A 22,621-nucleotide genomic window follows, 5' to 3' on the forward strand; every position below is an offset into this window, starting at 1 on the left:
CCCAGAGGACACCACCATGCCATATGTCGAAGTTTGGATAGATGAAGAGCCCTGCGACGGAACGTGCGAAGGCGCAACTGACGCCAAGCGACTGCAAGCCAAGGTCGACGAGGCTGAACGCCATCTGCGGGCAGGTGATCCAGAAGCTGCTTTGGCAGCTTTGACCGGCGAACCGTCTGTTCTCAAATCTCCCGATTGGATCGCTGAGCGGTACAAAACTTGGCAGGCCGGAAAGCTACCAGGCTTCACCAATTACACCGCATCTCACTAATTTCACGAAAGGACACCCCATGAGCGTTATCCGCTTCACCCCCGTTTCTGAGATCACAGAGCCACTCAACCTTGCGATCGGCCTGTCGGGCGGTTCCGGCACCGGCAAGACATACTCTGCCCTGCTGATCGCCCGCGGCATCGCCGAGGTTGTAACAGGCCGCAAGGGCGCGCCGATCGGGTTCATCGACACCGAGAACCGACGCGCGCTGCACTACAAGGCCGCATTCCCCGAGATGGTTCACTGTGACATGCGTGCCGATGACGAGAACGGCGATATCGTTGGGTTCGGCCCAGAGCGCTGGATCGAATACATCGACGCCGCAGAGGCTGCCGAACTCCCAGTGATCGTGATCGACAGCTTCAGTCACTCGCACGAAGGCGTCGGCGGTATGCTCGACCTTCACGCTACCACGTTGGACCGTCTGGCCGGTGATGATGCAAACCAGCGCGACAAGCGTTCGCAGTTGGCTTGGGCCGAAGTGAAGCCGCGCTTCCGTCGCCTGACAGATCGGATCATCCGGGCCAAGACCAACATCATCATTTGCACTAGGGCAAAACCGGTGATGCAGCGCGGCTATGGCAACAGCGCCAAGAATGCCCGCCCGACCAAACTGCGCCGCGAGGATGTGCCGTGGGATATTGCTGGTGACGCCTCCCTGATCTTCGAAATGACGACACAGATCATTCTTGATCCAGCGGCGCCAGGTTGCCCCGTCCACCAGATCAAAGTCGCGGACCAGTTCAAAGCACTGCTCGACCCGCGCCGCCCCATGGGCGTCGAGACGGGCCGTGCCATGGCGACATGGGCCAAGGGCCAAGGTGACGCGCAGGCACAGAAGGAACTGCTCGACGCGGCGCGCGCCATCGCTCGCACTGGCAAGGAGAAGTTCACCGCCCACTGGCAGAGCCTCGACAAGCCGCAACGCGCTATCGTGGCCACCATCATGGATGAGTTGCAGCAGTTGGCCATTGAGGCTGACGCGGTGCAGGACGTTGATGACGAAGACCCGTTCGCCAGCGCCAAGCCCTCTGCTGAAGAGATGGCAGCTGCCGAGGCAGAAGCACGCGCTGCTGCTGACGCACAGGCTCAGGAGGATGCGGCGTGAGCGGCCAGATCAGTAAACTCCTCGCGGCTGCTGGACAGTTTTCAGGCGCTGTCAGCGATCTGGTCGAAGTTGCCCGGGAGGGCGCGGTGCAGCCCCACTCCAACACCGGTGCAGGCGACACCCTCGACATTGCGGCAGATGGTTTGCGCCTGCTGATCGAAGCGATGGAGAGCGACGACGAGAGCGACAACCAACTTCACGGCGCGCTGGTCCGATTTCTGGAGGAACGCACGTGAATGACTTGCCCCTGATCATCGACAGCTTTGCTGGTGGCGGCGGTGCGTCCACCGGAATCGAGATGGCACTGGGCCGCAGCCCCGACATCGCGATTAACCACTCTGCGCCCGCCTTGGCCCTGCATGCGGTGAACCACCCCGACACCGTACACCTCGACAGCAATATCTGGGATGTCGATCCGCTGACCGCCACCGGTGGCAAACCTGTGGCACTCCTCTGGGCAAGCCCGGACTGCAAGCACTTCTCCAAAGCCAAGGGAGGAGCGGTGCGTGATCGCAATATCCGTGACCTCGCGTGGGTCGTGGTGAAGTGGGCTGAGGACGTGAAGCCTGACGTGATCTGCATGGAAAACGTCGAAGAGTTCGTGACCTGGGGGCCGATCTGCGAAGGCGGCAAGCCGATCAAGGAGTTCTCCGGCATCACCTACGAGGCATGGCTGAAACGCTTGCGCAACGCCGGGTACAAGGTTCAGTCACGCGAGCTCCGCGCCTGCGACTACGGCGCACCGACGATCCGCAAACGCTGGTTTCTTGTCGCGCGCAGGGATGGCCTACCTATCACATGGCCGAAGCCCACCCATGGCGACCCCAAGTCAAAGCTGGTGAAGGCTGGCAAGCTCAAGCCGTGGCGCACCGCCGCAGAGTGCATCGATTGGTCGATCCCCTGCCCGTCGATCTTCGACACATCGGAAGTCATCAAGGAAAAGCACGGTTTGCGCGCTATCCGTCCGCTGGCGAACAACACGCTGGCACGGGTGGCGCGTGGCATGAAGCGGTACGTTCTGGACGCCGACGAGCCTTTCCTCGTGAACCTCACCCACGGTGCGCGAGCCGAAGGCGCGGCCGAACCCTTCCGCACGATCACCGGGGCAAACCGCGGCGAAAAGGCGGCGATCTGTCCGAGCCTGATGTCTATGAAGGGAACCGCGCGCCGCAGCGTACCGGTCAACGCCCCGCACCCTACCGTTCTGGCTGGCGGCGGTCACAGCGCGCTGGTCGCGGCCTCAATGATCCATGTCGGCAACGGAGAGCGAGCCGGTCAGCGGCCACGCGCGCTCGACATCACGGCCCCGCTGAACACGGTAGTAGCCGGCGGCGTAAAACAGTATCCGGTGGCCGCCTTCCTCGCCCAGCATAACGGCGGCCCGAGAATGGAGAGCCATGCTGGCCACGATCCGCGCGACCCGATCAGCACGGTAGCGGCCAGCGGCAGCCACCAGACCCCCGTCACAGCATTCTTCGCCAAATATTATGGGACAGGTGACGGTGCGCGCGCTGTCGACCCGATGCACACTGTGACGGTCAAGGACCGCTTCGCTCACACCCAAGCGGAACTGTCAGCCCCGCCCTTCCGGCCGGAGCACGACGCCCGGGCCCGGGAGGTGGCTGAGTTCCTGCGCGCACACGATGCTTGGGATGGTGGCGAGTACGTAACCCTGACCATCGACGGTCAAACTTTCGTGGTGGTCGACATCGGACTCCGCATGTTGACACCGCGCGAACTATTCAACGCGCAAGGTTTCCCACCCGATTACGTGATCGACGGTGTTTGGACGGAAACTGACGGTGACTGGTCATTCCAGCCCTTCACCAAGAACGTTCAGGTCAGTTGCTGCGGCAATTCAGTATGTCCACCGATCGCTGCGGCACTGGTCCGCGCAAACTGTGCTCACCTCACCGCAAGGAGTGCCGCCGCATGACTCACCCCACCGACCAAGACCTCATCCGCGAGGCCCGCGACCTTGGCTGCCGCGACCCGCTTGTCCTGCAACTTGCCGACCGTGTTGAAGCCCTGCGCGGCGGCATGGCGGCGATCAAGCGAAACCCGTCGCTGGCGTCGTGCCAGTTAATCGCAACGCAGTCCTTGGAGGGTGCGCGATGAAAGCCCTATCGCACATCGCGGCATTTCTGATCGTCGCAGCACACCAAGCGGCCGCGATGCTTAAGCCGACCTGTGACTGCACCTATAGATGCAACCAAGGGCGTCACTGCCCGCTACGGAAGGGGAAGCGATGAGCAAGGTGGATATTTCAAGCGAGGCGGTGGAGCGGTTGGCGAAAAGCCTGTCCGGTCCATCCCCCCGAAACTGCCTTGAGCGAGCAGACGCAGCCGCCACCCTCCGCGCCCAAGCTGCGCGGATCAAGGAGTTGGAGGCGCGCTGCCGGATCGTATCACGCGGGTTGGACGCCCTTATCGAAGGAGACACCAATGACTGAGCATCTAAAGCCATGCCCGTTCTGCGGGGGCAAAGCAAACATGACAACCGAAGCCTGCCTCGATGGTGGCGGGCGGTTTGCCTACGTCCGGTGCAGCCAATGCAAGGCCAAGTCACGTGAGCATTACCATTCATACGGCAATGACTGCCCGGTGATGTACCAGACAATCCGCGATGAATGGAACACCCGCACCGCCCTTACCCCGACACCGCAGGAGGCGGCGCGATGATCCGCCTTCCACAAGCAAAGCCGCATGACCCCAAGTGTTCGTGCGTGACAGGCCATTATGAATGCTGGCACTGCCGCAAGCCGAAGCTGGAAGCGATTGAGCGCAGACTGACCCCGGCGCAACGTGAATATGACCGCCTCGCACTGGCGGGTTGGCCCAAGGACGAGGACGACTACCGGGAGGCCGACTGTTGTTCGTGCCATATCAACGCGCCTTGCAGCTACTGTGAAAACCACTGCGCTGAATGCTCTGAGCATGTTGACGACTGCGGATGCGTAGACGACGAGCAGACGCCCCCTAGTGCGGCGCAGGCGGTGGCGAAGGTGCGTGAGGTCACTGAGGCCGAGGCAATCAAGCGTCTCTTGGCTGGGGACCGGATCACGTTCAGCATGGATGGGGAAGAAGCATGGTTCACAGACGGAGACCGGGCGCATTGCTCTGACGTGGTTCAATCGCTTCGCAGCAAGGGCTATCTACGCCGGGTCGTTGATATGGATTGTGAACGAGGCTTTTGTTGGGACGAAGCCAGCCCCGCCCTACCCGCTATCTCGGAGGACAGCCATGAGTAACGCACGGGAAAAGCTAACGGCAATCATAGAAGATACGGACTATACGATGTCCTATCAGCTTGCAGACGCCATTATCGCGGCCCTGCCGGGTATGGTGAAGCCGTTGGAGTGGGTTCGTCACCCTATCGGCTGGAACTGCGAAGGCTTTATGATCGACGCCCGCAGCTTCAATGCAATTTACATGATGCGGGGGATGCACGGTAAGCCGAGGTTCGACACCGTAGAGGACGCCAAAGCCGCCGCACAGCGCCAGCACGTCGCGCAGGTTATGGCAACGCTTGGGATCGACGCCGCTGCAATGAAGGAGGGGAAGGACGATGGCTCTTTGTGATTATGCTCTCTGCCACAATTGCCAAGGCAAGGCATTCTATGACGCAAACATATCGGACCCCAGGTATTGCGCGACCTGGGACCCCAGCGAGGAGTCTGATCCGATTGATTTAGCGGTTCTATGCTCCGAATGCGCCAAGTCTCATGTGGCTATCATAGTTCCGCGCCACACGGGGGATATGGGTATTTGCCGCTTCTGCACGGGGTCAGGCGAAAGTGGGCCAGATCAGGTTTGCGCGGTATGTGAAGGTAACGGAGCAGATACCGAGAAGGAGGGGAAGGACGCATGAGCCAGCTATGCAAGATCGAAGAAGTTGCTGCCGAGCTGGGGGTTCCTAAAGCCAGCTTGCGCACCGCCGCCGAAACTCACGGCTTTCTTGTGAGGATGGGCCGCGCTATTCGCCTTGAACGTGACCGCCTGCCGGAGTTGCTAAAGAAATGCCGAGACCAGCCAAAGGAGCAAGGCTCCACAAATACAAGCACTCGCCCAACTGGTACATCCTCGACACCGGCCAGCCCCGGCGGTCAACGGGCTGCACAAGCCGCGGCGAAGCTGAAAAAGCCCTCGCAGCGTATATCGCAACCCGAGGGCGCCAAGGTGCTGCCAATGAGCCCGAAAACGTAACCTGCGGCGAGGTGCTGGCGGTTTATGCCGAGGAGCACGCGCCCACCGCAGCATCGCCGGAGCGGATCGGCTACGCACTCGATGCCCTGCTGCCCTTCTGGTCAGACCTCAAGCTCACGCATGTAAAGGGGGAAACCTGCCGCCGCTATGCAAAATGGCGCGACAAAGCCCCCGGCACAACGCGCCGCGAGCTCGGCGTATTGCAGGCTGCAATGAATTACGCGCACAAAGAGGGCTATGTGACCTCCGCGCCTGTCGTCACCCTGCCCGAGAAGCCGGAAGGCAAGGAGCGGTGGCTTACGCGCAGCGAGGCGGCCCGCCTGCTCTGGACCGCCTACCGGGGGCACAAGTCGAAGCACCTCGCCCGGTTCATCCTGATCGGCCTCTACACCGGCACGCGCAAGAGCGCGATCCTGCGCATGGGGTTCGAGGAAAACACCGTGGGCGGTTACTTCGACCTCGACCGGGGTGTGATGTACCGAAAGAGCCGGGCCGAGCGCAGCACGAACAAGCGCCGCAAGCCGAACCGCATCCCGCGCCAGCTTGCCGCGCACCTACGCCGCTGGAAGGCCGAGGGCTGCACATGGGCGGTGGAATATCATGGCGCGCGCGTGGGCGACATCAAGCGCGCCTTCAACAAAGCCGTTGCAGAAGCTGGCCTAGAAAACGTGACGCCCCACACGCTCAAGCACACGGCGGTCACATGGACGCTGCAAAACGGGGCGTCGATCTGGGACGCTGCCGGGTACTTCGCCACCAGCCCTGAGACGATTGAAAAGACCTATGGCCACCACTCGCCGGAGTATCAGGAATCGGCGCTGCGGGCGGTCGAAAGGGGGCGGAAATGAGGGGTTTTGGTTTAGCTGAACAGATACAGCGAAAAGTGCAAATTGCTAAGTGCTTGATTTCATGGCGGACCCTAGAGGATTCGAACCTCTGGCCTCTGCCTTCGGAGGGCAGCGCTCTATCCAGCTGAGCTAAGGGTCCACTGAGGGGCGGTATAGCCAGAGCGCGCCGCCCCTGCAATGGGAAATCCGGGGGCAAGGGCGGCGAAATTCACCTTAGGCGAAAAGATCATGCGCCAATTCGAGGGCATCGACCAATGTGTCGACCTCGGCCCGGGTGTTATACATGCCAAAAGACGCGCGGCAGGTGGCCGAAACGCCGAGATGCGTCATCAAAGGCGCAGCGCAATGATGCCCAGCCCGGACGGCCACGCCTTTCTTGTCGAGCACGGTCGAGATGTCATGCGCATGGGCGGCGCCGTCCAGTGTGAAGCTAAAGATCGCCGCTTTGTCCGGCGTCGTGCCTTGCAGGTTGAGCCAATTCAAACCGCCGAGCCGCGAGACCGCGTAGTCGCGCAGATCGTCCTCATGGGCGGCGATATTCTCCATCCCCAGATCCATCATGAACTCCAGCGCCACGCCCAAGCCAATGGTGCCGACGATCCCGGGGGTGCCGGCTTCGAACATCATCGGCGGGTCGTTGTAGCTCACCGCGTCCTTGCTGACTTCGCGGATCATGTCACCGCCGCCGATGAAGGGGCGCATTTCGGCCATGCGCTCGGACTTGATATAGATCGCGCCCGAACCGGAGGGGCCATAGAGTTTATGCCCCGTGACGGCATAGAAATCACAGCCGAGGTCCTGCACGTCGACAGGCATATGCACCGCCGCCTGCGAGCCATCGACCAAGACAGGAACGCCCTTCTCATGGGCGGCTTCAGTGATGGTTTTCACATCAACTTTCGTGCCCAAGACGTTGGAAAGGTGAGATATTGCAACCAGCTTGGTATTCGGCCCGATGGCGTCGATCACCGCCTGCGGGTCAAGCGCGCCGGTGGCGTCCACATCGACCCATTTCAGAACCACGCCCTGCCGTTCGCGCAGGAAATGCCATGGCACGATATTGGCATGATGCTCCATTACCGACAGGACGATCTCATCGCCCGCCTGCATGCGCGGCATGGCCCAACCATAGGCCACGGTGTTGATCCCCATGGTCGCCCCGGTGTTGAGCACAATCTCATCTTCCGACCCGGCGTTGAGGAAGCGCGCCACGGTGCCGCGCACGCTTTCATATTTGTCGGTCGCTAGATTAGAAAGGTAGTGCAAGCCCCTGTGAACGTTGGAATATTCATTCGCATAGGCTTGGGTAATCGCGTCGATCACCACCTGCGGCTTCTGGGCCGAAGCGCCATTGTCGAGATAGACCAACGGCTTGCCGTTCACCTCGCGGCCAAGGATCGGAAACTGCGCCCGGACGGCTTCAACGTCGAACATGACTTAAACTCCCTGGGCGGTCAGCCCGATCAAAGACAGCAAAAGGCCAAGCCCCAGCAAGACCCCAAGCGCGGCCCCCGCGAGCACTGCGGCGGCGTGGAATAGCCCCGGCAGATGCAAGAGTTCGGCCACGAAATTCAAAAGGATCCAAAGACCCCAGAAGGTAACGACGAAAGAGGCCAACAGCGCCACCGGCGGCAGCGCCAAGGTCAGCAGCAAAATGCCCAGTTGGGCGCAGAGGCGAAGCGCCTGAAGCCACACGACGGCAGCCAAAAGCGGCGTCACCGCGCCCTGCCCGCCCAGTGCCCGGCCAACCCAAGTCAGCGCATGCACATAGAGCACCATCAACCCGGCCAGCAGCGCGAAGAGCACCAATGGCGATTGGAAATAGCTCGGCAGCGCCATGGCGGGCGGCGCGATCACGAAGGTGGCCGAGATGACGAGCGCGTTCAGCGCGGCCACCAAGGCAAGCGACGTCCAGATGACATCATTGCCCAAGGGCAGCTCCGCAATCTGGCGCGCTGCCGCGCGGGGGCTGCGCAGGGTGGTCTGCGCAAGCTGGATCAGGGCGCTGCTCATCTCAGCCCCGCTGCGCGGCGACAAGGCCCGCGATCCAGAACCAAAAGAACACGGCCAACCAGATCACCCCGACAATCTGCGCCTGTAGGCCCGGCCCGATGAACCCAAGCGCGAGCCCCAGCAACAGAAGGATCGGTGCAGAGGCAAGGAGCGACCAAACCAAGGTCAGCCGCACCGCATAACCGCTGAGCCGTTGCCCCGCGACACGGCTAATCCCCCAGACCATCGCGGCCAAGCCATAGAGCAGCAGGGGCATCACGAAGATCCAGAAAAACGCGCTCCAATACTGGCGCACCGCGAGCGGCCCGTCCGGATCGAGATGCGCCGCGCGGGCTTGATACGGCGACAGGGCCACGAAGATCAGCAGCCCCGCCATCAGCGCGAACATCAGCACGCGCACCTCGTTGCGGCCCTGCGCAAGCAGCCCCGACATCACTTTGCCGGGGCCGCGGTAGGTCGCAACGATATCGCTGGTAACAGCCATCAGGCGCTACGACGCTCCAACCACGAGCTGAGACGCCCGGTGATTTCCTCCCGCAGTTCCTCGGCCTCGATCTCCTCCACTGCTTCGGCGAGGAAGGCGAGCGTCAGCAGGTCGGTCGCCTCGGCATGGGACACGCCGCGCGCGCGCAGGTAGAACAGCGCCTCCTCGTCGATCGCGCCGGAGGTGGAGCCATGCGAACAGGCCACGTCGTCGGCGTAGATCTCAAGCTCAGGCTTGGCGAGGAACTGGCTGTCGCCGTCCAGAAGAAGCGACTGGCTGATCTGGTAGCCATCGGTCTTCTGCGCGCCTTCCTTGACGAGGATCTTGCCTTGGAACACGCCGGTCGCGCCGTTGCGCAGGACCTTCTTGAATACCTGACGGCTTTCGCAGTTCTCGGCATCATGGGTGATGAAAACCGTGTCGTCATGGTGGAAATCACCATCGCCGACGCAGGCGCCCGCGACATGAGCCGAGGCATCGTCGCCCGTGAGTTCGATCACGCATTCGTTGCGCGTCAGCGCGCCGTTCACGGTGACGGTGAAGCTCTTGAACAGCGACTCGGTGCCCAAACGGGTAAAGACATGGGTCGCGGCACGGCGCTCGTGGTCGCGGCCCTGTGCGCGCACATGGTGGAAGCGCGCAGTGTCGGCCACCTCAACCTCCATCACGGTGTTGAAGCGCGCCGCGGCGGGGCCGTTCTCCAAAAGCGTGACTTCGGCACCTTTGTCGAGCTTCACCACATGGTGCAACATCGCGTCAGAAGTCTCTGATTTATGGGTATAAACCAGATTGATTGGCTTGCTCGGCGTGCCGGTCACATGGATCAAGACGCCATCGGTCGCAAAGGCGGTGTTCAGCGCGGCGAGCGGGCGCTGCACCGGGGTCTGGCCGTTCTTCTCCAGCGTCCCGTAAAGATCGCGCGCCCAGTGCAGGTCGCTGTCCGCCGCGGCCAGCCGTTCGATGCTGACGCCTTCGAGCGTGAGATCATCCGAGGCGTCGGCGTCGAACACGCCATCGACGAAGACGATACGCAGACGCTCGGTGCCGTCGAACAACGGCGCATCGCCGTGATCAAAGATCGCAGCGGGCTGCGCCTCGGCCTGGGTCAGCGTGTCGGGGCGGGTGAACTTCCAATATTCATCGCGGCGCTGCGGCAGGCCCATGGCGCGCACCCGCGCCAGCGCATCCTCGCGCGCCGCACGGCTCCAGCCACCCTGCGGCATGTCGAGCGCTGCGATCATCGCCTCGGTCGGGGTTTCTTTCAGTTGTGCTTCAGCCATTATGCCACCTCGGCAAGGATGTCTGCGTAACCGTTGTTCTCGACTTCGAGCGCCAGCTCAGGCCCACCGGTCTTGATGATGCGGCCATCATGCATGATGTGCACGACGTCGGGTTTGATGTGGTCAAGAAGACGCTGGTAGTGCGTGATGACGAGGAAACCACGGCCCTCGGTGCGCAGGGCGTTCACGCCTTCGGCCACCAGTTTCATCGCGTCCACGTCGAGGCCCGAGTCGGTCTCGTCGAGGATGCACATCTTGGGCTCGAGCATCGCCATCTGCAGAATTTCGTTGCGCTTCTTCTCACCGCCGGAAAAGCCCATGTTCACCGGGCGCTTCAGCATCTCGGCGTCGATCTTGAGGTCCTTCGCCTTGGCGCGGATTTCCTTGAGGAAGTCAGCGGCCGAGATTTCCTCTTCGCCACGCGCCTTGCGCTGTGCGTTCACGGCGGTGCGCAGGAAGGTCATATTGCCGACGCCAGGGATTTCGACCGGGTACTGGAAGGCAAGGAAGAGGCCGGCCGCGGCGCGCTCTTCGGGCTCCAGTTCGAGGATGTCTTCGCCTTCGAGCGTGGCCGAACCTTCGGTAACCTCGTAGCCGTCCTTGCCCGAGAGCACGTAGCTCAGCGTCGACTTGCCCGAGCCGTTCGGCCCCATGATGGCGTGCACCTTGCCAGCTTCGACTTCCAGATCGACGCCTTTGAGGATCTGCTTGTCCTCTTCTTCCAGTTTCACGTGCAGGTTCTTGATGCTCAGCATTTGGCTCTCCTTCTGACGCCTTCGCGCCGCAATTCAAATTATTTCAGTTTTTCATCAGGGGCTTGCCCCTGCGTGTTAAAGTTCATGCCGCCCCCTGACGGGCGCAGAGCGCGGCAGGAAAACTCTCGTTCAGCGCTGCGCGGCAGGCGGTGATGCCGTCCTGATAGGCCAGCGGCGCATCGGGTTTCGGCGCTTGGCGGATCTCGTCCAAAGCAATCGGCGCGCGCATGTCGCGACCGACCGACGCGGCATAGTCGTGGAACTTCAGCCGTCCCTGCCCCTCGGGCGCGACCCAAGTATTGGCCACGCCGTAAGCATCCGCCGTGATCAGCCCATGCAGCGACGAGGCGAAGACATGGGCGCAGGAGGCGATGGCGGCGCAAACCTGTTCCACCGGTCCGCGCGGGTCGATCAGCACGTATGCGCTGTCTGAGGCCGCAATCTCTAACAGTTCCGGGTCGTCCGCCAGCGTGTGGTGCGGCACGATGCCGATCTTATCGCCCCGTGGCACATCGCTCGGCAGCACCTCGTTCACCAGCAGCCCCGGGTCGCCGAAGGCCTCGGTCTCGATCCCCAGAAGCGCCGCCGTGACCGGCCCCCGCAACAGCGCGATCTCGATGTTCTTCAAGAACGCACGCCCCCCGGCGGGCCGTAGCAGCCCGCTGCCCCAGACCACCGGTTTCGCGCCCGCACGCGGGCTGTCGAAGTTCCGCCGCACGATCTGCAAAAGCGAACCGAGCGCAAAGACGTCCGCCTCACCGACCGACGCATGCTCCACCCGCCGCCCCGAGACATGGCTCAGGATCAGCGGGCTCAGCGCATCGCCGAAATTCGGCTGCGCCTTCCACCAATGCAGGCGGAGCGGTATATGCGCCGCGTCAAGGCTCATCAGCCGACGGAACCTTCCAGCGAGATCGCGACCAGCGCCTGCGCTTCCATGGCGAACTCCATCGGCAGCGCTTGCAGCACGTCCTTGCAGAATCCGTTCACCACCAGCGCCACGGCCTCCTCCTCGTCCATGCCGCGCGAGCGGCAATAGAACATCTGGTCGTCGTCCACTTTGGAGGTCGTCGCCTCATGCTCCACCCGGCTGCTGTTATTCTTCACCTCGATGTAAGGCACCGTATGGGCCCCACATTCCGAGCCGATCAGCAGGCTGTCACACTGCGTATAGTTGCGCGATTCCTTGGCCTTAGGGTGCATAGACACGAGGCCACGGTAAGTGTTCTGCGCCTTGCCGGCCGAGATGCCCTTGGACACGATGCGCGACTTGGTGCGCTTGCCCAGGTGCACCATCTTGGTGCCGGTGTCGGCCTGCTGCATGTTGTTGGCGATGGCGATGGAGTAGAACTCGCCCTGACTGTCGTCACCGCGCAGGATGCAGGAGGGATATTTCCACGTCACGGCAGAGCCGGTCTCGACCTGTGTCCACATCACTTTAGCCCGGTCGCCACGGCAGTCGGCGCGTTTGGTCACGAAGTTGTAGATGCCGCCCTTGCCGTTCTCATCACCGGGGTACCAGTTCTGAACGGTGGAGTATTTCACTTCGGCATCTTCTTCGATGATGATCTCGACCACGGCAGCGTGCAGCTGGCTCTCGTCACGCTGCGGCGCGGTGCAGCCTTCGAGGTAGCTAACGTAGGAGCCCTTGTCGGCGATGATCAGCGTCCGTTCGAACTGGCCGGTGTTCTCGGCGTTGATGCGGAAATAGGTCGACAGTTCCATCGGGCAGCGCACGCCCGGCGGGACATAGACGAAGGACCCGTCAGAGAAGACCGCGGAGTTCAGTGTCGCGTAGAAGTTGTCCGACACTGGCACGACCGAGCCGAGGTACTTCTTCACCAGATCAGGGTATTCGCGGATCGCCTCGGAGATCGAGCAAAAGATCACGCCGGCCTTCTTCAACTCTTCCTGGAAGGTGGTGCCGACGGAGACTGAATCGAACACCGCGTCCACTGCCACCTTGCGGCCCTCTGCAGGCGCATCCTCAGCCCCTTCGACACCGGCAAGGATCATTTGCTCCTTCAGCGGGATGCCGAGCTTTTCATAGGTCGCCAGCAGCTTCGGATCGACCTCGTCGAGCGACTTGGGCTTCTCGGCCATGCTCTTCGGACGGGCATAGTAATATTGTTCCTGAAAGTCGATTTCAGGATAATCCACCATCGCCCAATCCGGCTCTTCCTTGCTGAGCCAACGGTTGTAAGCCTCAAGCCGCCATTCGGTCATCCACTCAGGCTCGTTGTTCTTCTCCGAGATCAGCTTCACGATCTCCGGCGTCAGCCCTTTGGGCGCGTATTCCATCTCGATATCGGTGGACCAGCCGTATTTATACTTGCCGCCGACTTCGCGCACGGCATCCACGGTTTCCTGGTCAACGCCTTCCTTGACGCCGTCATTCTCTTTCAGGGTCATATTTTCCAAGGTTTCAGTTCCTTTCCGTCGCGGCGCTCAGGCGGTCCGCGTTTCGTGCTTTTTCAATTTGGCGGTCCAGCTTGTGGCGAACCGCAGGATATCTTCCCGGGTGGTGTCGAGGCCCAGCGACACCCGGATCGCGCTGGCGGCCTGTGTTTCATCAAAGCCCATGGCGCGCAATACGGCACTGGCGCGCACCTTGCCGCTGGAACAAGCCGACCCCGCCGAAATGGCAAAACCGGCAAGGTCCATCTGCATCACTTGGGTCTCGCCCTTCCAGCCGGGCGTGATGATACAAGAGGTGTTGGGCAGGCGCTGAGCGCCTTTCCCTACAAAAATAGTCAGACTTGCGACATCCGCAAGGGTCGCTTCCAGCAAATCACGCTGTTCTGCCACCTCTTCCCAACGCCCCGCAGCCAGATCCGCCGCCGCCGCCTCAGCCGCCGCGCCGAACCCTGCGATGGCAGGGATATTCTCGGTCCCCGAACGGCGGCCCATCTCCTGCCCGCCGCCGCGCAAAAGCGCATGTTCGGCCAGATCAATGCCGCGTTTGACGATCAAGGCGCCGATCCCCTTGGGCCCGCCCAGCTTATGTGCGGAGACAAGGATGAAATCCGCGCCCGAGGTCGGCATCTTGAATCGGGTCTTGCCGAGCGCCTGGACCACATCGACCAGCACATAGGGCGTGCTCTCCATCGCCCAACATTGCTGCGCCAAAGGCATGGTCTGCTGCAAAACACCCGTCTCGCTGTTCGCGGCCTGTAGGGCCACCACATCGGCCCCCGCCGCGGCGGTCAAGTCACCGTCCCAAACACCCTCCGCGTCGACACCCAAACGCGCCGCCTGCCCCCAAGACAGAACCGCGTCATGTTCCACCGCTGAGGTCACAACCCGCGCCCCCATCGCCGCCGCAAGCGCCGCCGCTTCAGTCGCACCGGAGGTAAAAATCACATCGACCGGATCACAGCCCACAAGCCCCGCCACCTGCACCCGCGCCCGTTCGACCACAGCCTTGGCCGCACGGCCCTCAGCATGGACCGAGGACGGGTTGCCGGGCAGGTCCATCGCCGCGATCATCGCCGCGCGCGCCTCCGCCCGCAGCGGCGTGGTCGCGTTATGGTCAAGGTAGACCCGCATCCTTCATCCTTTTCCAAATACCGCGGGGGTCCGGGGGCAGCGCCCCCGAAATCCCACATCACCACCCGCGCAGACCACAGCCGCCAAAGCGCGCCCGCTGCCCAAAACCACCCTCACGACTCATCCACCACGGCAAAGAGGGTGGGCACCGCCGGACAGGGGGCCAGCTCATTCTCAACCACATCCGAGAGGCGCGTCTGGTGGAGGAAAACATAAACATGCGCGCTCAGCCCCTGCCAGAGCCGGTTTGTCAGCGATTGTGCCCGGCTGCCCGACAGCCCGCCCGAGGCGCCCGCCCCCTTATGCATCGCATCCACCGTCTCATCCACCGCCGCCAGCACATCGACGACGCGAATATCCGCCGCCGGACGCGCCAAACGATACCCGCCGCCCGGGCCCCGGACAGAGGTCACCAATTCGGCCCGGCGCAGCTTGACGAACAACTGCTCCAAATAGGGCAAAGAGACCGACTGCCGCTCGGCAATGTCGCCCAGAGACACCAAGGTGCCCTCGGGTTGCAGGGCAATATCGGCCAAAGCGACCATCGCGTAGCGCCCTTTGGTAGATAGCTTCATCGTCTCACCCTCACCCGCCGCGCCATTTGATTGACGTGGGCGGCTTAAATGCCTAAGTCCAAAGACTGATCCACGCGACACTGCGCGGAACCAGATTAGAACCGTTCTAAGGTGGCCTAGCGAATTCGTCAACTATTCGCGGCGATCTTTGAACCCCTAGACAGGGATACCCATGCCCGAGGTTATTTTTCCCGGACCCGAAGGCCGCCTTGAAGGCCGCTACCACCCCCAAAAAGAACGTGACGCCCCGATTGCCATCGTGCTGCATCCGCATCCGCAGTTCGGCGGGACGATGAATCATAAGGTCGTCTATAACCTGCACTATGCGTTCTACAACATGGGTTTCACCGTGTTGCGCTTCAACTTCCGTGGCGTGGGCCGCAGCCAGGGCGAATACGATCAGGGCATCGGCGAATTGTCTGATGCGGCCTCTGCGCTCGATTACCTGCAATCGATGAACAACAACTCCAAGCACTGCTGGGTTGCGGGGTTCTCCTTTGGCGCATGGATCGGGATGCAACTGCTGATGCGTCGGCCTGAGATCACGGGCTTCATCTCGGTCTCTCCGCCTGCGAATATGTACGACTTTTCCTTCCTTGCACCCTGCCCGGCCTCGGGTCTGGTGATCAACGGCACCGCCGACCGCGTGGCGCCGCCCGCGGATACCACGAACCTCGTCAGCAAGTTGCACGAGCAAAAGGGCATCACGATCACCCATCAGGAGATCGAAGGCGCCGGGCATTTCTTTGAAGAGCCGCATATGGACACGCTGATCACCTCGACCAGCGACTATGTCAAACGCCGCCTGACGGAATCCACACGCTGATGGCGGACGCGGTCGTTACCCAACTGGCCAATAAATTGGCCGAGGAATGTCTCGCCGTACAGGCCGAGACAGGCGAAGACCGCTTGTTCATGGAAGTCGGCGAGGTGCTGGGTGCCTCGTCGCAAACGCTGGAAGAAGCCTTCCTCACCGCCGTTCGCACCCGGATGGCCAATGACAAGGCCCGCGCTTTTCTGGCGCGCAAGCTGCGCGACCATCGCGGGAAGGGCGGCGCATGACAGAGCGGCTGGACAAGCAGATTGCCTTTCTGAATGAGGCCGACAAGCTGAAAACCGTGCTGCGCGGCACCACCCTATGCGATGCCAGCCGTGCGGAAAACTCTGCCGAACATTCGTGGCATCTGACGCTCTATGCACTGGTGCTGGCCGATCAAGCCGGGCCGGAGGTCGACATCAACCGCGTCATCAAGATGCTGATCCTGCACGACCTTGTCGAGATCGACGCGGGCGACAATCCAATCTTTGGCGATTACGACGCCGCTGAGATGGAAGCGCAGGAACAAATCGCCGCCGACCGCATCTTTGGCCTATTGCCGGACGATCTGCGGGACGATCTGCGCAGCATCTGGGAAGAGTTCGAGGCCGCCGAAAGCCCGACGGCCCGTTTTGCCAAATCGCTCGACCGGTTCCAGCCGCCGATGCAGAACCTCGCCTCCGGCGGCGGCAGTTGGACTGACTATAACGTCTCAGAGGCGCAAATCGAAGAGAAGGTGGGCCGCAAGATCGCCATCGGTGCCCCTGCCCTTTGGTCCTATGCCCGCGCCCGCATCAGCAGCTTTTTCGCCGGGGTCGGCGCCTGACCGCAGCCTTCGGCATACCATTGTATACGATCTTTCTCTTTGGCCCCGAATAGGCTAAAGCACGGCCAAACGCACCCTGAAACAGAGGAATTCGTCATGTCGAAGATCAAGGTAGAAAACCCCATCGTCGAACTCGACGGCGATGAGATGACCCGGATCATCTGGGATTTCATTAAAAAGAAGTTAATCACGCCCTATCTTGACGTTGACCTGAAGTATTACGACCTCGGCATCGAAGTGCGGGACGAGACCGACGACCAGATCACCGTCGACGCGGCCCATGCGATCCGCGAACATGGCGTCGGCGTGAAATGCGCCACCATCACGCCTGACGAGGCGCGGGTCGAGGAGTTCGGCCTCAAACGCATGTACCGCAGCCCCAACGGCACCATCCGTAACATCCTCGGCGGCGTGATCTTCCGCGAGCCGATCATCTGCCGCAACGTACCGCGTCTTGTGCCGGGCTGGACGCAGCCGATCGTCGTTGGCCGCCATGCCTTCGGCGACCAGTACCGCGCCACCGACTTCCGCTTCCCTGGGAAGGGCAAGCTGACAATCAAATTCGTCGGCGATGATGGCGAGACCATCGAGAAGGAGGTCTTCGACGCGCCCTCCGCCGGTGTCACCATGGCGATGTACAACCTCGACGATTCGATCCGCGATTTCGCGCGCGCGTCTTTCAACTACGGTCTGAACCGTGGCTGGCCGGTCTATCTCTCGACCAAGAACACGATCCTGAAGGCCTATGACGGGCGTTTCAAAGACCTGTTCCAAGAGATCTTCGACGCGGAATTCGCCGAGGACTTCAAGAAGAAGAACATCTGGTACGAGCACCGCCTGATCGACGACATGGTCGCCTCGGCGATGAAATGGTCGGGCGGCTATGTCTGGGCCTGCAAGAACTACGACGGCGACGTGCAGTCGGACACCGTGGCGCAGGGTTTCGGCTCGCTGGGGCTGATGACCTCGCAGCTGATGACGCCCGACGGCAAGATCGTGGAGGCCGAGGCCGCCCATGGCACCGTGACGCGCCACTACCGCCAGCACCAGAAGGGCGAGGAGACGTCGACGAACTCCATTGCCTCGATCTACGCTTGGACCGGCGGGCTGAAGCACCGGGGCAAGCTGGACGAGAACACCGCGCTGAACAACTTCGCCGAGACGCTGGAGAAGGTCGTGGTGGATACGGTGGAATCAGGTTTCATGACCAAGGACCTTGCCCTGCTGGTGGGGCCGGATCAGGGCTGGCTGACGACGATGGGGTTCTTGGAGAAGGTGGATGAGAACCTGAACAAGGCGCTGGCGGGCTAAGCCTGTCGGATGTTTGGAATGACAGAGGGCCGCACGATGCGGCCCTTTTCTATTTTTCGGTCACGCCTGCCACCCGGCCCGGAATCAAGCCGTAGGCGCCGGGCCATCGCCTGCCCGCCCGTCACGCCGGAGGCGTGCCGCTATAAAGGGGGCGCACCTTCGGTGCGACCGGGTAGGCGATTTGGTGAGGCTAAGTGCGACCATGAAAACGCACACCACAGTTGAACCATAAAGTGGCACGAGGCCACGTAAGATCGCCCACCCGCGGGCAGGCGCTGGCCCTCATTGCGAAATTGGAACCGCGCTGGCCCTCACTGCCCGCGATTATGCGTCCGCGCGTAAAGCTTCGCGATAATCCCACTCGCCGTCTTCTCAAACAGGCACGGGATCAGCGCATGCACCAGCGCCGCGCCCGCCGCTGCGAACAGCAGCCCCGAAAACTTCAGCGCGAAGGCCATATGCTCCAGAAACGTCTCATCCACCTTGGCGGGATGGTCGAGGAAGATGCGTGCGATCATGGGAAACTCCTGTCTCTGCCTTTCCCCCACCCTAGCCGAGCCTGCTTGTGACGTTGTCTCAAATCACGCCCGACAACCGCTTGTGCGTGAGAAGATTTCCCACCAAACTACCGCCATGATAACACTTGATGAGATAGACCGCCGCATATTGGTCGAACTGCAACGCGATGCCAGCCAATCCCTTGAGGCGCTTGGCGCGGCGGTCCACCTGTCGCGCAATGCCTGCTGGCGCCGCATCCGGGCGCTGGAGAACGCAGGCGTGATCAAGAACCGGGTCACGCTCTTGGACGCGGCGAAACTCGACCTTGGTCTCAGCGTCTTTATCCAAGTCCGCACCAACGCCCATGCGCCCGACTGGCTCGAGAAGTTCTCGCGCGCCACGAAAGCCATGCCCGAGATCCTCGGCGTCTACCGGATGACCGGTGATCTGGACTATTTGATCCGGGCGCGCGTTCGGGATATGGCGGGATATGATCGCCTCTATCAGGACCTGATCCGCCGGGTGCCGCTATCGGATGTCTCGGCCAGTTTCGTGATGGAGGAGATCAAGGAAACCACCGAACTCCCGCTCTAAGGAAGACCGAGATGCATTACCTGTGGCTTATCATCGCCGTGGTGGCGGAAACCCTTGGCACGACCGCGGTGCAGGCGTCACACCAGTTTACGCGGCTCTGGCCTTCGGTGGCGGTGGTGGTCTTTTACATGATCTCTTTCTACTGCATGTCGCTGGCGCTGAAGGTCATGCCAGTTGGGATCGTCTATGCCTTTTGGGCCGGTCTGGGCATCGTGCTGATCGCGATTATCGGCTTCGTCCTCTTCGGTCAGCGGCTCGATCTGCCCGCGGTTCTGGGGCTTGTGCTGATTATCAGCGGCATTCTGGTCATCCACCTCTTTTCGAACAGCGCCACCCACTAAGGCTGCACCAGTGGCACAGCTTCGCGCAGTAAGGGGGGCGTCACGGCATTAGGGCTAGCAATTGCAGCCGGGGCGCGGTATGGGCGGCGCAATTATACGCGCAGCTTCAGGTTGGCGCGTCCCTCCCCTATCCAAAGGCTGACTTAATGGACCTGCGCAACATCGCAATCATCGCCCACGTCGACCACGGCAAGACGACGCTGGTGGACGAGCTTCTGAAACAATCCGGCACCTACCGTGAAAACCAGGCGACCACCGAGCGCGCCATGGACAGCAACGATCTGGAACGTGAGCGCGGCATTACCATCTTCGCCAAGCCAACCTCCGTCGTCTGGAACGACACCCGCATCAACATCGTCGACACGCCGGGCCACGCCGACTTCGGCGGCGAGGTTGAGCGCATCCTGTCGATGGTCGACGGTGTGGTCCTTCTGGTGGACGCCGCCGAAGGCCCGATGCCTCAGACCAAATTCGTGACCTCCAAGGCGCTGAAACTGGGCCTGCGCCCGATCGTCGTGCTGAACAAGGTCGACAAGCCGGATGCCGAGCCTGACCGGGCGCTGGACGAATGTTTCGACCTTTTCGCCAGCCTCGACGCCACCGACGAACAGCTCGAATTCCCGCATATGTATGCCTCGGGCCGCTCCGGCTGGGCGGATGCCGAACTTGACGGGCCGCGCAAAGACCTCTCTGCGCTGTTTGACCTGATCCTTGATCACGTCCCCGCGCCCAAGCAGATCGAGAACGCCGACAAGCCCTTCACGATGCTGGCCACCACGCTCGGCGGCGACCCGTTCCTGGGCCGCCTGCTGACCGGTCGTGTCGAAACCGGCACCCTAAAAGCGGGCCAGACCGTCAAGGCGATGTCGCGCGACGGCACCCAGATCGAGACCTTCCGCGCCACCAAAATCCTCGCCTTCCGCGGGCTAGAGCAGACCGCCATCGACGTGGCCGAAGCAGGTGACATCGTCTCCATCGCGGGCATGGCCAAGGCCACCGTGGCCGATACGCTGGCCGATCCTTCGGTGAACGAAGCGATCCCGGCGCAGCCGATCGACCCGCCCACCATCACCGTCACCTTCGGCATCAACGACAGCCCACTTGCAGGCCGTGACGGCAAGAAGGTGCAATCCCGCGTGATCCGCGAGCGTCTGCTGAAAGAGGCGGAAAGCAACGTGGCGATCAAAATCTCCGACACGCCGGGCGGCGAGGCTTTCGAAGTCGCGGGCCGCGGCGAATTGCAGATGGGCGTGTTGATCGAGAACATGCGCCGTGAGGGGTTCGAGCTGTCGATCTCCCGCCCGCAGGTGCTGTTCCAAGAGATCGACGGCGTGCGCCATGAGCCGATCGAAGAAGCCACCATCGACGTGGATGACGAATATTCCGGCGCGGTGATCGAGAAAATCACCGGCACCCGCAAGGGCGAGCTGGTCGAGATGAAACCCGCGGGCGCCGGCAAGACCCGGATCATCGCCCATGTCCCCTCGCGCGGGCTCATCGGCTATCACGGCGAGTTCCTGACCGACACCCGCGGCACCGGCGTGTTGAACCGCGTGTTCCACGGCTGGGCGCCGCATAAGGGTCCGATCCCGGGCCGTCGCGCGGGCGTGCTGATCTCCATGGAGAACGGCACCTCGGTCGCCTACGCGCTGTGGAACCTCGAAGAGCGGGGCAAGATGATGATCGGCGCGCAGGCGGACGTCTACACCGGCATGATCATCGGCGAGCACAGCCGCGACAACGATCTGGAAGTGAACCCGCTGAAGGGCAAGAAGCTGACCAACGTGCGCGCTTCGGGCACCGATGACGCAGTGCGCCTGACCCCGCCGATGACGCTGAGCCTTGAAGAGGCGATTGCCTATATCGACGACGACGAGCTGGTCGAAGTGACCCCGAACGCCGTGCGCCTGCGCAAGCGTTACCTCGATCCGCATGAGCGCAAGCGGATGGCAAAAGCTAGCTAAGCTACGGCAAATCAAAACAAAACGGCAGCGCATTTCACGATGCGCTGCCGTTTTAATATCCGCGCCTCGGAAGCCTCGCGGCGTTAAGTATCGCTTTCCTCGCGATCGATATGCCCACGCCTCGCCAAACTCAGCGCCGCAATCAGGCAAAGGATGGCCCAAGCCCCGCCGCCAAGCCAGCCCGCCGCCACATCCGTCGGCCAATGCACCCCCATATAGACCCGGCTGATCCCAACGAGCAGCGTGAGCAGGACGGCAACCGCCAGCGTATAGACCTTGAGCGCCCAGCGTTTCTGCGCCCGCGCCACCATCGCGCCAAGGGTGAGATAGGCCACCGCCGCCATCATCGAATGCCCCGAGGGGAAGCTTGCCGTATGCACGAGTGAGCCATGCGGCACGAGGTCAGGGCGCGGACGGTCGAAAAACTCCTTGGCGATGCTGCTCAGCACGATGCCCCCGCCAACGGTTGCGAGGATGTAAAGCGCTGTCGACCACCGCCGTTGCAGCAGGAAAAAGAGCGAGACGACGACGGTCGTCAGTACTAGCACCGCGACCCCGCCCAACGCCGTCAAATCGCGGCCAATTTCCTCCACCCACCACGGGCCGATGGGATCGGAAAGGTCGCCGGGCGTGCGCAAGAACAATAGGATGTTACGGTCAAGGCTGCTGGTGCTGCCTTCGACGACCTCTTCGGTCAGTTCGGCCAAGGTCCAAACGGCTGTGATCGAAAGCCCCATCAGGGCCAGTGTCGTCACCTCCACATGGCGGCGGCACCATTGGGCGAAAGCGGATAGTCGGTCGAAGTTCATGAGAGATCAACCGCCTTACCGTTAGAAGGTTCCGCCCCGGCAATGCAAGACGCCCCGCCTGTCGTTCAGGCGGGGCGTCTTAGGATCATTCGTCGGTTTCGACAATCATCAATTCGCGCTCTGACGCCCCGCGCGCATGGCTCAACGCCGCTTGATAAGCATCGGAATGATAACATTTTTCGGCCGTTTCGACATCGGGGAAACGCGCCACCACGTTGCGCGGCCGCTCTTTACCCTCAAGCTGAACGAACCGCCCGCCGCGGGCGATGAACTTACCGCCATGTGCCGCAATGGCCTCGGTGGCGCCGGCGGCGTATTTCTTATACGCCTCCTCATCGGTGACGGTGACATGTGCAATCCAAAGTGCGCCCAT

Annotated in this window: 29 protein-coding genes and 1 tRNA gene; 17 read left to right on the forward strand and 13 right to left on the reverse strand. The window is 62.0% G+C overall.

Going from position 1 to position 22,621, the window contains the following annotated elements; genetic code table 11:
• Positions 1-16: 16 nt before the first annotated feature.
• The 10 genes from ACGYLA_RS02985 (at position 17) to ACGYLA_RS03030 (ending at position 6,432) form a co-directional block, all read left to right on the forward strand.
• Positions 17-271 (forward strand): hypothetical protein, encoded by a 255-nt coding sequence (locus ACGYLA_RS02985; protein ID WP_394430184.1) that lies wholly within the window; start codon positions 17-19, stop codon positions 269-271.
• A gap of 19 nt (positions 272-290) precedes the next feature.
• On the forward strand, positions 291-1,379 hold the full coding sequence (locus tag ACGYLA_RS02990; RefSeq protein ID WP_394430186.1) for an AAA family ATPase: 1,089 nt from the start codon (positions 291-293) through the stop codon (positions 1,377-1,379).
• Positions 1,376-1,615, forward strand: coding sequence for a hypothetical protein (locus tag ACGYLA_RS02995; RefSeq protein ID WP_394430188.1), 240 nt, complete (start codon positions 1,376-1,378; stop codon positions 1,613-1,615). Before ACGYLA_RS02990 ends, ACGYLA_RS02995 begins: the two co-directional genes overlap by 4 nt.
• Positions 1,612-3,315, forward strand: a complete 1,704-nt coding sequence (locus tag ACGYLA_RS03000) for a DNA cytosine methyltransferase (RefSeq protein WP_394430190.1) — start codon at positions 1,612-1,614, stop codon at positions 3,313-3,315. Before ACGYLA_RS02995 ends, ACGYLA_RS03000 begins: the two co-directional genes overlap by 4 nt.
• Entirely contained in the window at positions 3,312-3,497 is a 186-nt protein-coding gene (locus ACGYLA_RS03005; RefSeq protein WP_394430192.1) for a hypothetical protein, read from the forward strand. The genes ACGYLA_RS03000 and ACGYLA_RS03005 overlap by 4 nt, the downstream gene beginning before the upstream one ends.
• Positions 3,498-3,627: 130 nt before the next feature.
• Positions 3,628-3,831 (forward strand): hypothetical protein, encoded by a 204-nt coding sequence (locus ACGYLA_RS03010; RefSeq protein ID WP_394430194.1) that lies wholly within the window; start codon positions 3,628-3,630, stop codon positions 3,829-3,831.
• Positions 3,824-4,060: a Lar family restriction alleviation protein gene (locus tag ACGYLA_RS03015; protein WP_394430196.1), complete on the forward strand. Its 237-nt coding sequence runs from the start codon at positions 3,824-3,826 to the stop codon at positions 4,058-4,060. The genes ACGYLA_RS03010 and ACGYLA_RS03015 overlap by 8 nt, the downstream gene beginning before the upstream one ends.
• Positions 4,057-4,629 carry a hypothetical protein gene (locus tag ACGYLA_RS03020; protein WP_394430198.1) on the forward strand — a complete coding sequence of 191 codons (573 nt, stop codon included), beginning with the start codon at positions 4,057-4,059 and terminating at the stop codon, positions 4,627-4,629. Before ACGYLA_RS03015 ends, ACGYLA_RS03020 begins: the two co-directional genes overlap by 4 nt.
• Positions 4,622-4,960, forward strand: coding sequence for a hypothetical protein (locus ACGYLA_RS03025; RefSeq protein WP_394430201.1), 339 nt, complete (start codon positions 4,622-4,624; stop codon positions 4,958-4,960). The genes ACGYLA_RS03020 and ACGYLA_RS03025 overlap by 8 nt, the downstream gene beginning before the upstream one ends.
• A 437-nt stretch (positions 4,961-5,397) precedes the next feature.
• Positions 5,398-6,432, forward strand: coding sequence for a tyrosine-type recombinase/integrase (locus ACGYLA_RS03030; RefSeq protein ID WP_394430203.1), 1,035 nt, complete (start codon positions 5,398-5,400; stop codon positions 6,430-6,432).
• A gap of 62 nt (positions 6,433-6,494) precedes the next feature.
• Here ACGYLA_RS03030 and ACGYLA_RS03035 read toward each other — a convergent pair.
• The 10 genes from ACGYLA_RS03035 to ACGYLA_RS03080 all read right to left on the reverse strand — a co-directional run bounded on the left by ACGYLA_RS03035 (position 6,495) and on the right by ACGYLA_RS03080 (position 15,088).
• A tRNA-Arg gene (locus tag ACGYLA_RS03035) sits at positions 6,495-6,571 on the reverse strand.
• A gap of 74 nt (positions 6,572-6,645) precedes the next feature.
• On the reverse strand, positions 6,646-7,866 hold the full coding sequence (locus tag ACGYLA_RS03040) for a cysteine desulfurase (RefSeq protein ID WP_394430205.1): 1,221 nt from the start codon (positions 7,864-7,866) through the stop codon (positions 6,646-6,648).
• 3 nt (positions 7,867-7,869) lie between these two features.
• Positions 7,870-8,445: a YIP1 family protein gene (locus tag ACGYLA_RS03045; RefSeq protein WP_394422825.1), complete on the reverse strand. Its 576-nt coding sequence runs from the start codon at positions 8,443-8,445 to the stop codon at positions 7,870-7,872.
• Between the two features lies 1 nt (position 8,446).
• Complete coding sequence (locus tag ACGYLA_RS03050) at positions 8,447-8,929, reverse strand: YIP1 family protein (protein WP_394430209.1); 483 nt, start codon at positions 8,927-8,929, stop codon at positions 8,447-8,449.
• Positions 8,929-10,209: a Fe-S cluster assembly protein SufD gene (gene sufD / locus ACGYLA_RS03055; protein ID WP_394430212.1), complete on the reverse strand. Its 1,281-nt coding sequence runs from the start codon at positions 10,207-10,209 to the stop codon at positions 8,929-8,931. Before sufD ends, ACGYLA_RS03050 begins: the two co-directional genes overlap by 1 nt.
• Positions 10,209-10,964, reverse strand: coding sequence for a Fe-S cluster assembly ATPase SufC (sufC, locus tag ACGYLA_RS03060; RefSeq protein ID WP_394430215.1), 756 nt, complete (start codon positions 10,962-10,964; stop codon positions 10,209-10,211). The genes sufD and sufC overlap by 1 nt, the downstream gene beginning before the upstream one ends.
• Before the next feature lie 82 nt (positions 10,965-11,046).
• The gene (locus tag ACGYLA_RS03065; RefSeq protein ID WP_394430217.1) at positions 11,047-11,853 is read right to left on the reverse strand and encodes a polysaccharide pyruvyl transferase family protein; all 807 of its coding nucleotides are present in this window, start codon (positions 11,851-11,853) and stop codon (positions 11,047-11,049) included.
• Entirely contained in the window at positions 11,853-13,376 is a 1,524-nt protein-coding gene (sufB, locus tag ACGYLA_RS03070; RefSeq protein ID WP_394430255.1) for a Fe-S cluster assembly protein SufB, read from the reverse strand. Before sufB ends, ACGYLA_RS03065 begins: the two co-directional genes overlap by 1 nt.
• A gap of 36 nt (positions 13,377-13,412) precedes the next feature.
• On the reverse strand, positions 13,413-14,513 hold the full coding sequence (locus ACGYLA_RS03075; RefSeq protein ID WP_394430219.1) for a cysteine desulfurase family protein: 1,101 nt from the start codon (positions 14,511-14,513) through the stop codon (positions 13,413-13,415).
• Positions 14,514-14,626: 113 nt separating this feature from the next.
• Positions 14,627-15,088: an Rrf2 family transcriptional regulator gene (locus ACGYLA_RS03080; RefSeq protein WP_067262959.1), complete on the reverse strand. Its 462-nt coding sequence runs from the start codon at positions 15,086-15,088 to the stop codon at positions 14,627-14,629.
• A 172-nt stretch (positions 15,089-15,260) separates the two neighbouring features.
• Between ACGYLA_RS03080 and ACGYLA_RS03085 the strand changes: the two genes are divergently transcribed.
• The 4 genes from ACGYLA_RS03085 (at position 15,261) to ACGYLA_RS03100 (ending at position 18,042) form a co-directional block, all read left to right on the forward strand.
• Positions 15,261-15,914: an alpha/beta hydrolase gene (locus ACGYLA_RS03085; RefSeq protein ID WP_067262961.1), complete on the forward strand. Its 654-nt coding sequence runs from the start codon at positions 15,261-15,263 to the stop codon at positions 15,912-15,914.
• Positions 15,914-16,150 (forward strand): hypothetical protein, encoded by a 237-nt coding sequence (locus tag ACGYLA_RS03090; RefSeq protein WP_209218794.1) that lies wholly within the window; start codon positions 15,914-15,916, stop codon positions 16,148-16,150. Before ACGYLA_RS03085 ends, ACGYLA_RS03090 begins: the two co-directional genes overlap by 1 nt.
• Positions 16,147-16,731 carry an HD family hydrolase gene (locus ACGYLA_RS03095; protein ID WP_394417453.1) on the forward strand — a complete coding sequence of 195 codons (585 nt, stop codon included), beginning with the start codon at positions 16,147-16,149 and terminating at the stop codon, positions 16,729-16,731. Before ACGYLA_RS03090 ends, ACGYLA_RS03095 begins: the two co-directional genes overlap by 4 nt.
• A 96-nt stretch (positions 16,732-16,827) precedes the next feature.
• A complete protein-coding gene (locus ACGYLA_RS03100; protein ID WP_394430221.1) occupies positions 16,828-18,042 on the forward strand; it encodes an NADP-dependent isocitrate dehydrogenase in 1,215 nt (404 codons plus the stop codon).
• Between the two features lie 311 nt (positions 18,043-18,353).
• On the opposite strand, the gene ACGYLA_RS03105 is transcribed toward ACGYLA_RS03100, so the two are convergent.
• Complete coding sequence (locus ACGYLA_RS03105; protein WP_067262973.1) at positions 18,354-18,560, reverse strand: DUF6356 family protein; 207 nt, start codon at positions 18,558-18,560, stop codon at positions 18,354-18,356.
• Between the two features lie 115 nt (positions 18,561-18,675).
• On the opposite strand from ACGYLA_RS03105, the gene ACGYLA_RS03110 reads away from it, so the two are divergent.
• The 3 genes from ACGYLA_RS03110 (at position 18,676) to typA (ending at position 21,439) form a co-directional block, all read left to right on the forward strand.
• The gene (locus ACGYLA_RS03110) at positions 18,676-19,134 is read left to right on the forward strand and encodes an Lrp/AsnC family transcriptional regulator (RefSeq protein ID WP_394430223.1); all 459 of its coding nucleotides are present in this window, start codon (positions 18,676-18,678) and stop codon (positions 19,132-19,134) included.
• An 11-nt stretch (positions 19,135-19,145) separates the two neighbouring features.
• Positions 19,146-19,475 (forward strand): multidrug efflux SMR transporter, encoded by a 330-nt coding sequence (locus tag ACGYLA_RS03115; RefSeq protein ID WP_067262978.1) that lies wholly within the window; start codon positions 19,146-19,148, stop codon positions 19,473-19,475.
• A 146-nt stretch (positions 19,476-19,621) separates the two neighbouring features.
• Positions 19,622-21,439 (forward strand): translational GTPase TypA, encoded by a 1,818-nt coding sequence (typA, locus tag ACGYLA_RS03120; protein ID WP_209218798.1) that lies wholly within the window; start codon positions 19,622-19,624, stop codon positions 21,437-21,439.
• Positions 21,440-21,522: 83 nt separating this feature from the next.
• Here the strand turns inward: typA and ACGYLA_RS03125 are convergent, their stop codons facing one another.
• Together ACGYLA_RS03125 and ACGYLA_RS03130 are read right to left on the reverse strand one after the other, a co-directional pair.
• Positions 21,523-22,248: a phosphatase PAP2 family protein gene (locus tag ACGYLA_RS03125; RefSeq protein WP_394430225.1), complete on the reverse strand. Its 726-nt coding sequence runs from the start codon at positions 22,246-22,248 to the stop codon at positions 21,523-21,525.
• Positions 22,249-22,333: 85 nt separating this feature from the next.
• On the reverse strand, positions 22,334-22,621 hold the full coding sequence (locus tag ACGYLA_RS03130; RefSeq protein ID WP_093741992.1) for a DUF1330 domain-containing protein: 288 nt from the start codon (positions 22,619-22,621) through the stop codon (positions 22,334-22,336).

Source organism: Sulfitobacter sp. 1A13679 (genome assembly GCF_043557115.1).
Taxonomy (GTDB): domain Bacteria; phylum Pseudomonadota; class Alphaproteobacteria; order Rhodobacterales; family Rhodobacteraceae; genus Sulfitobacter; species Sulfitobacter faviae.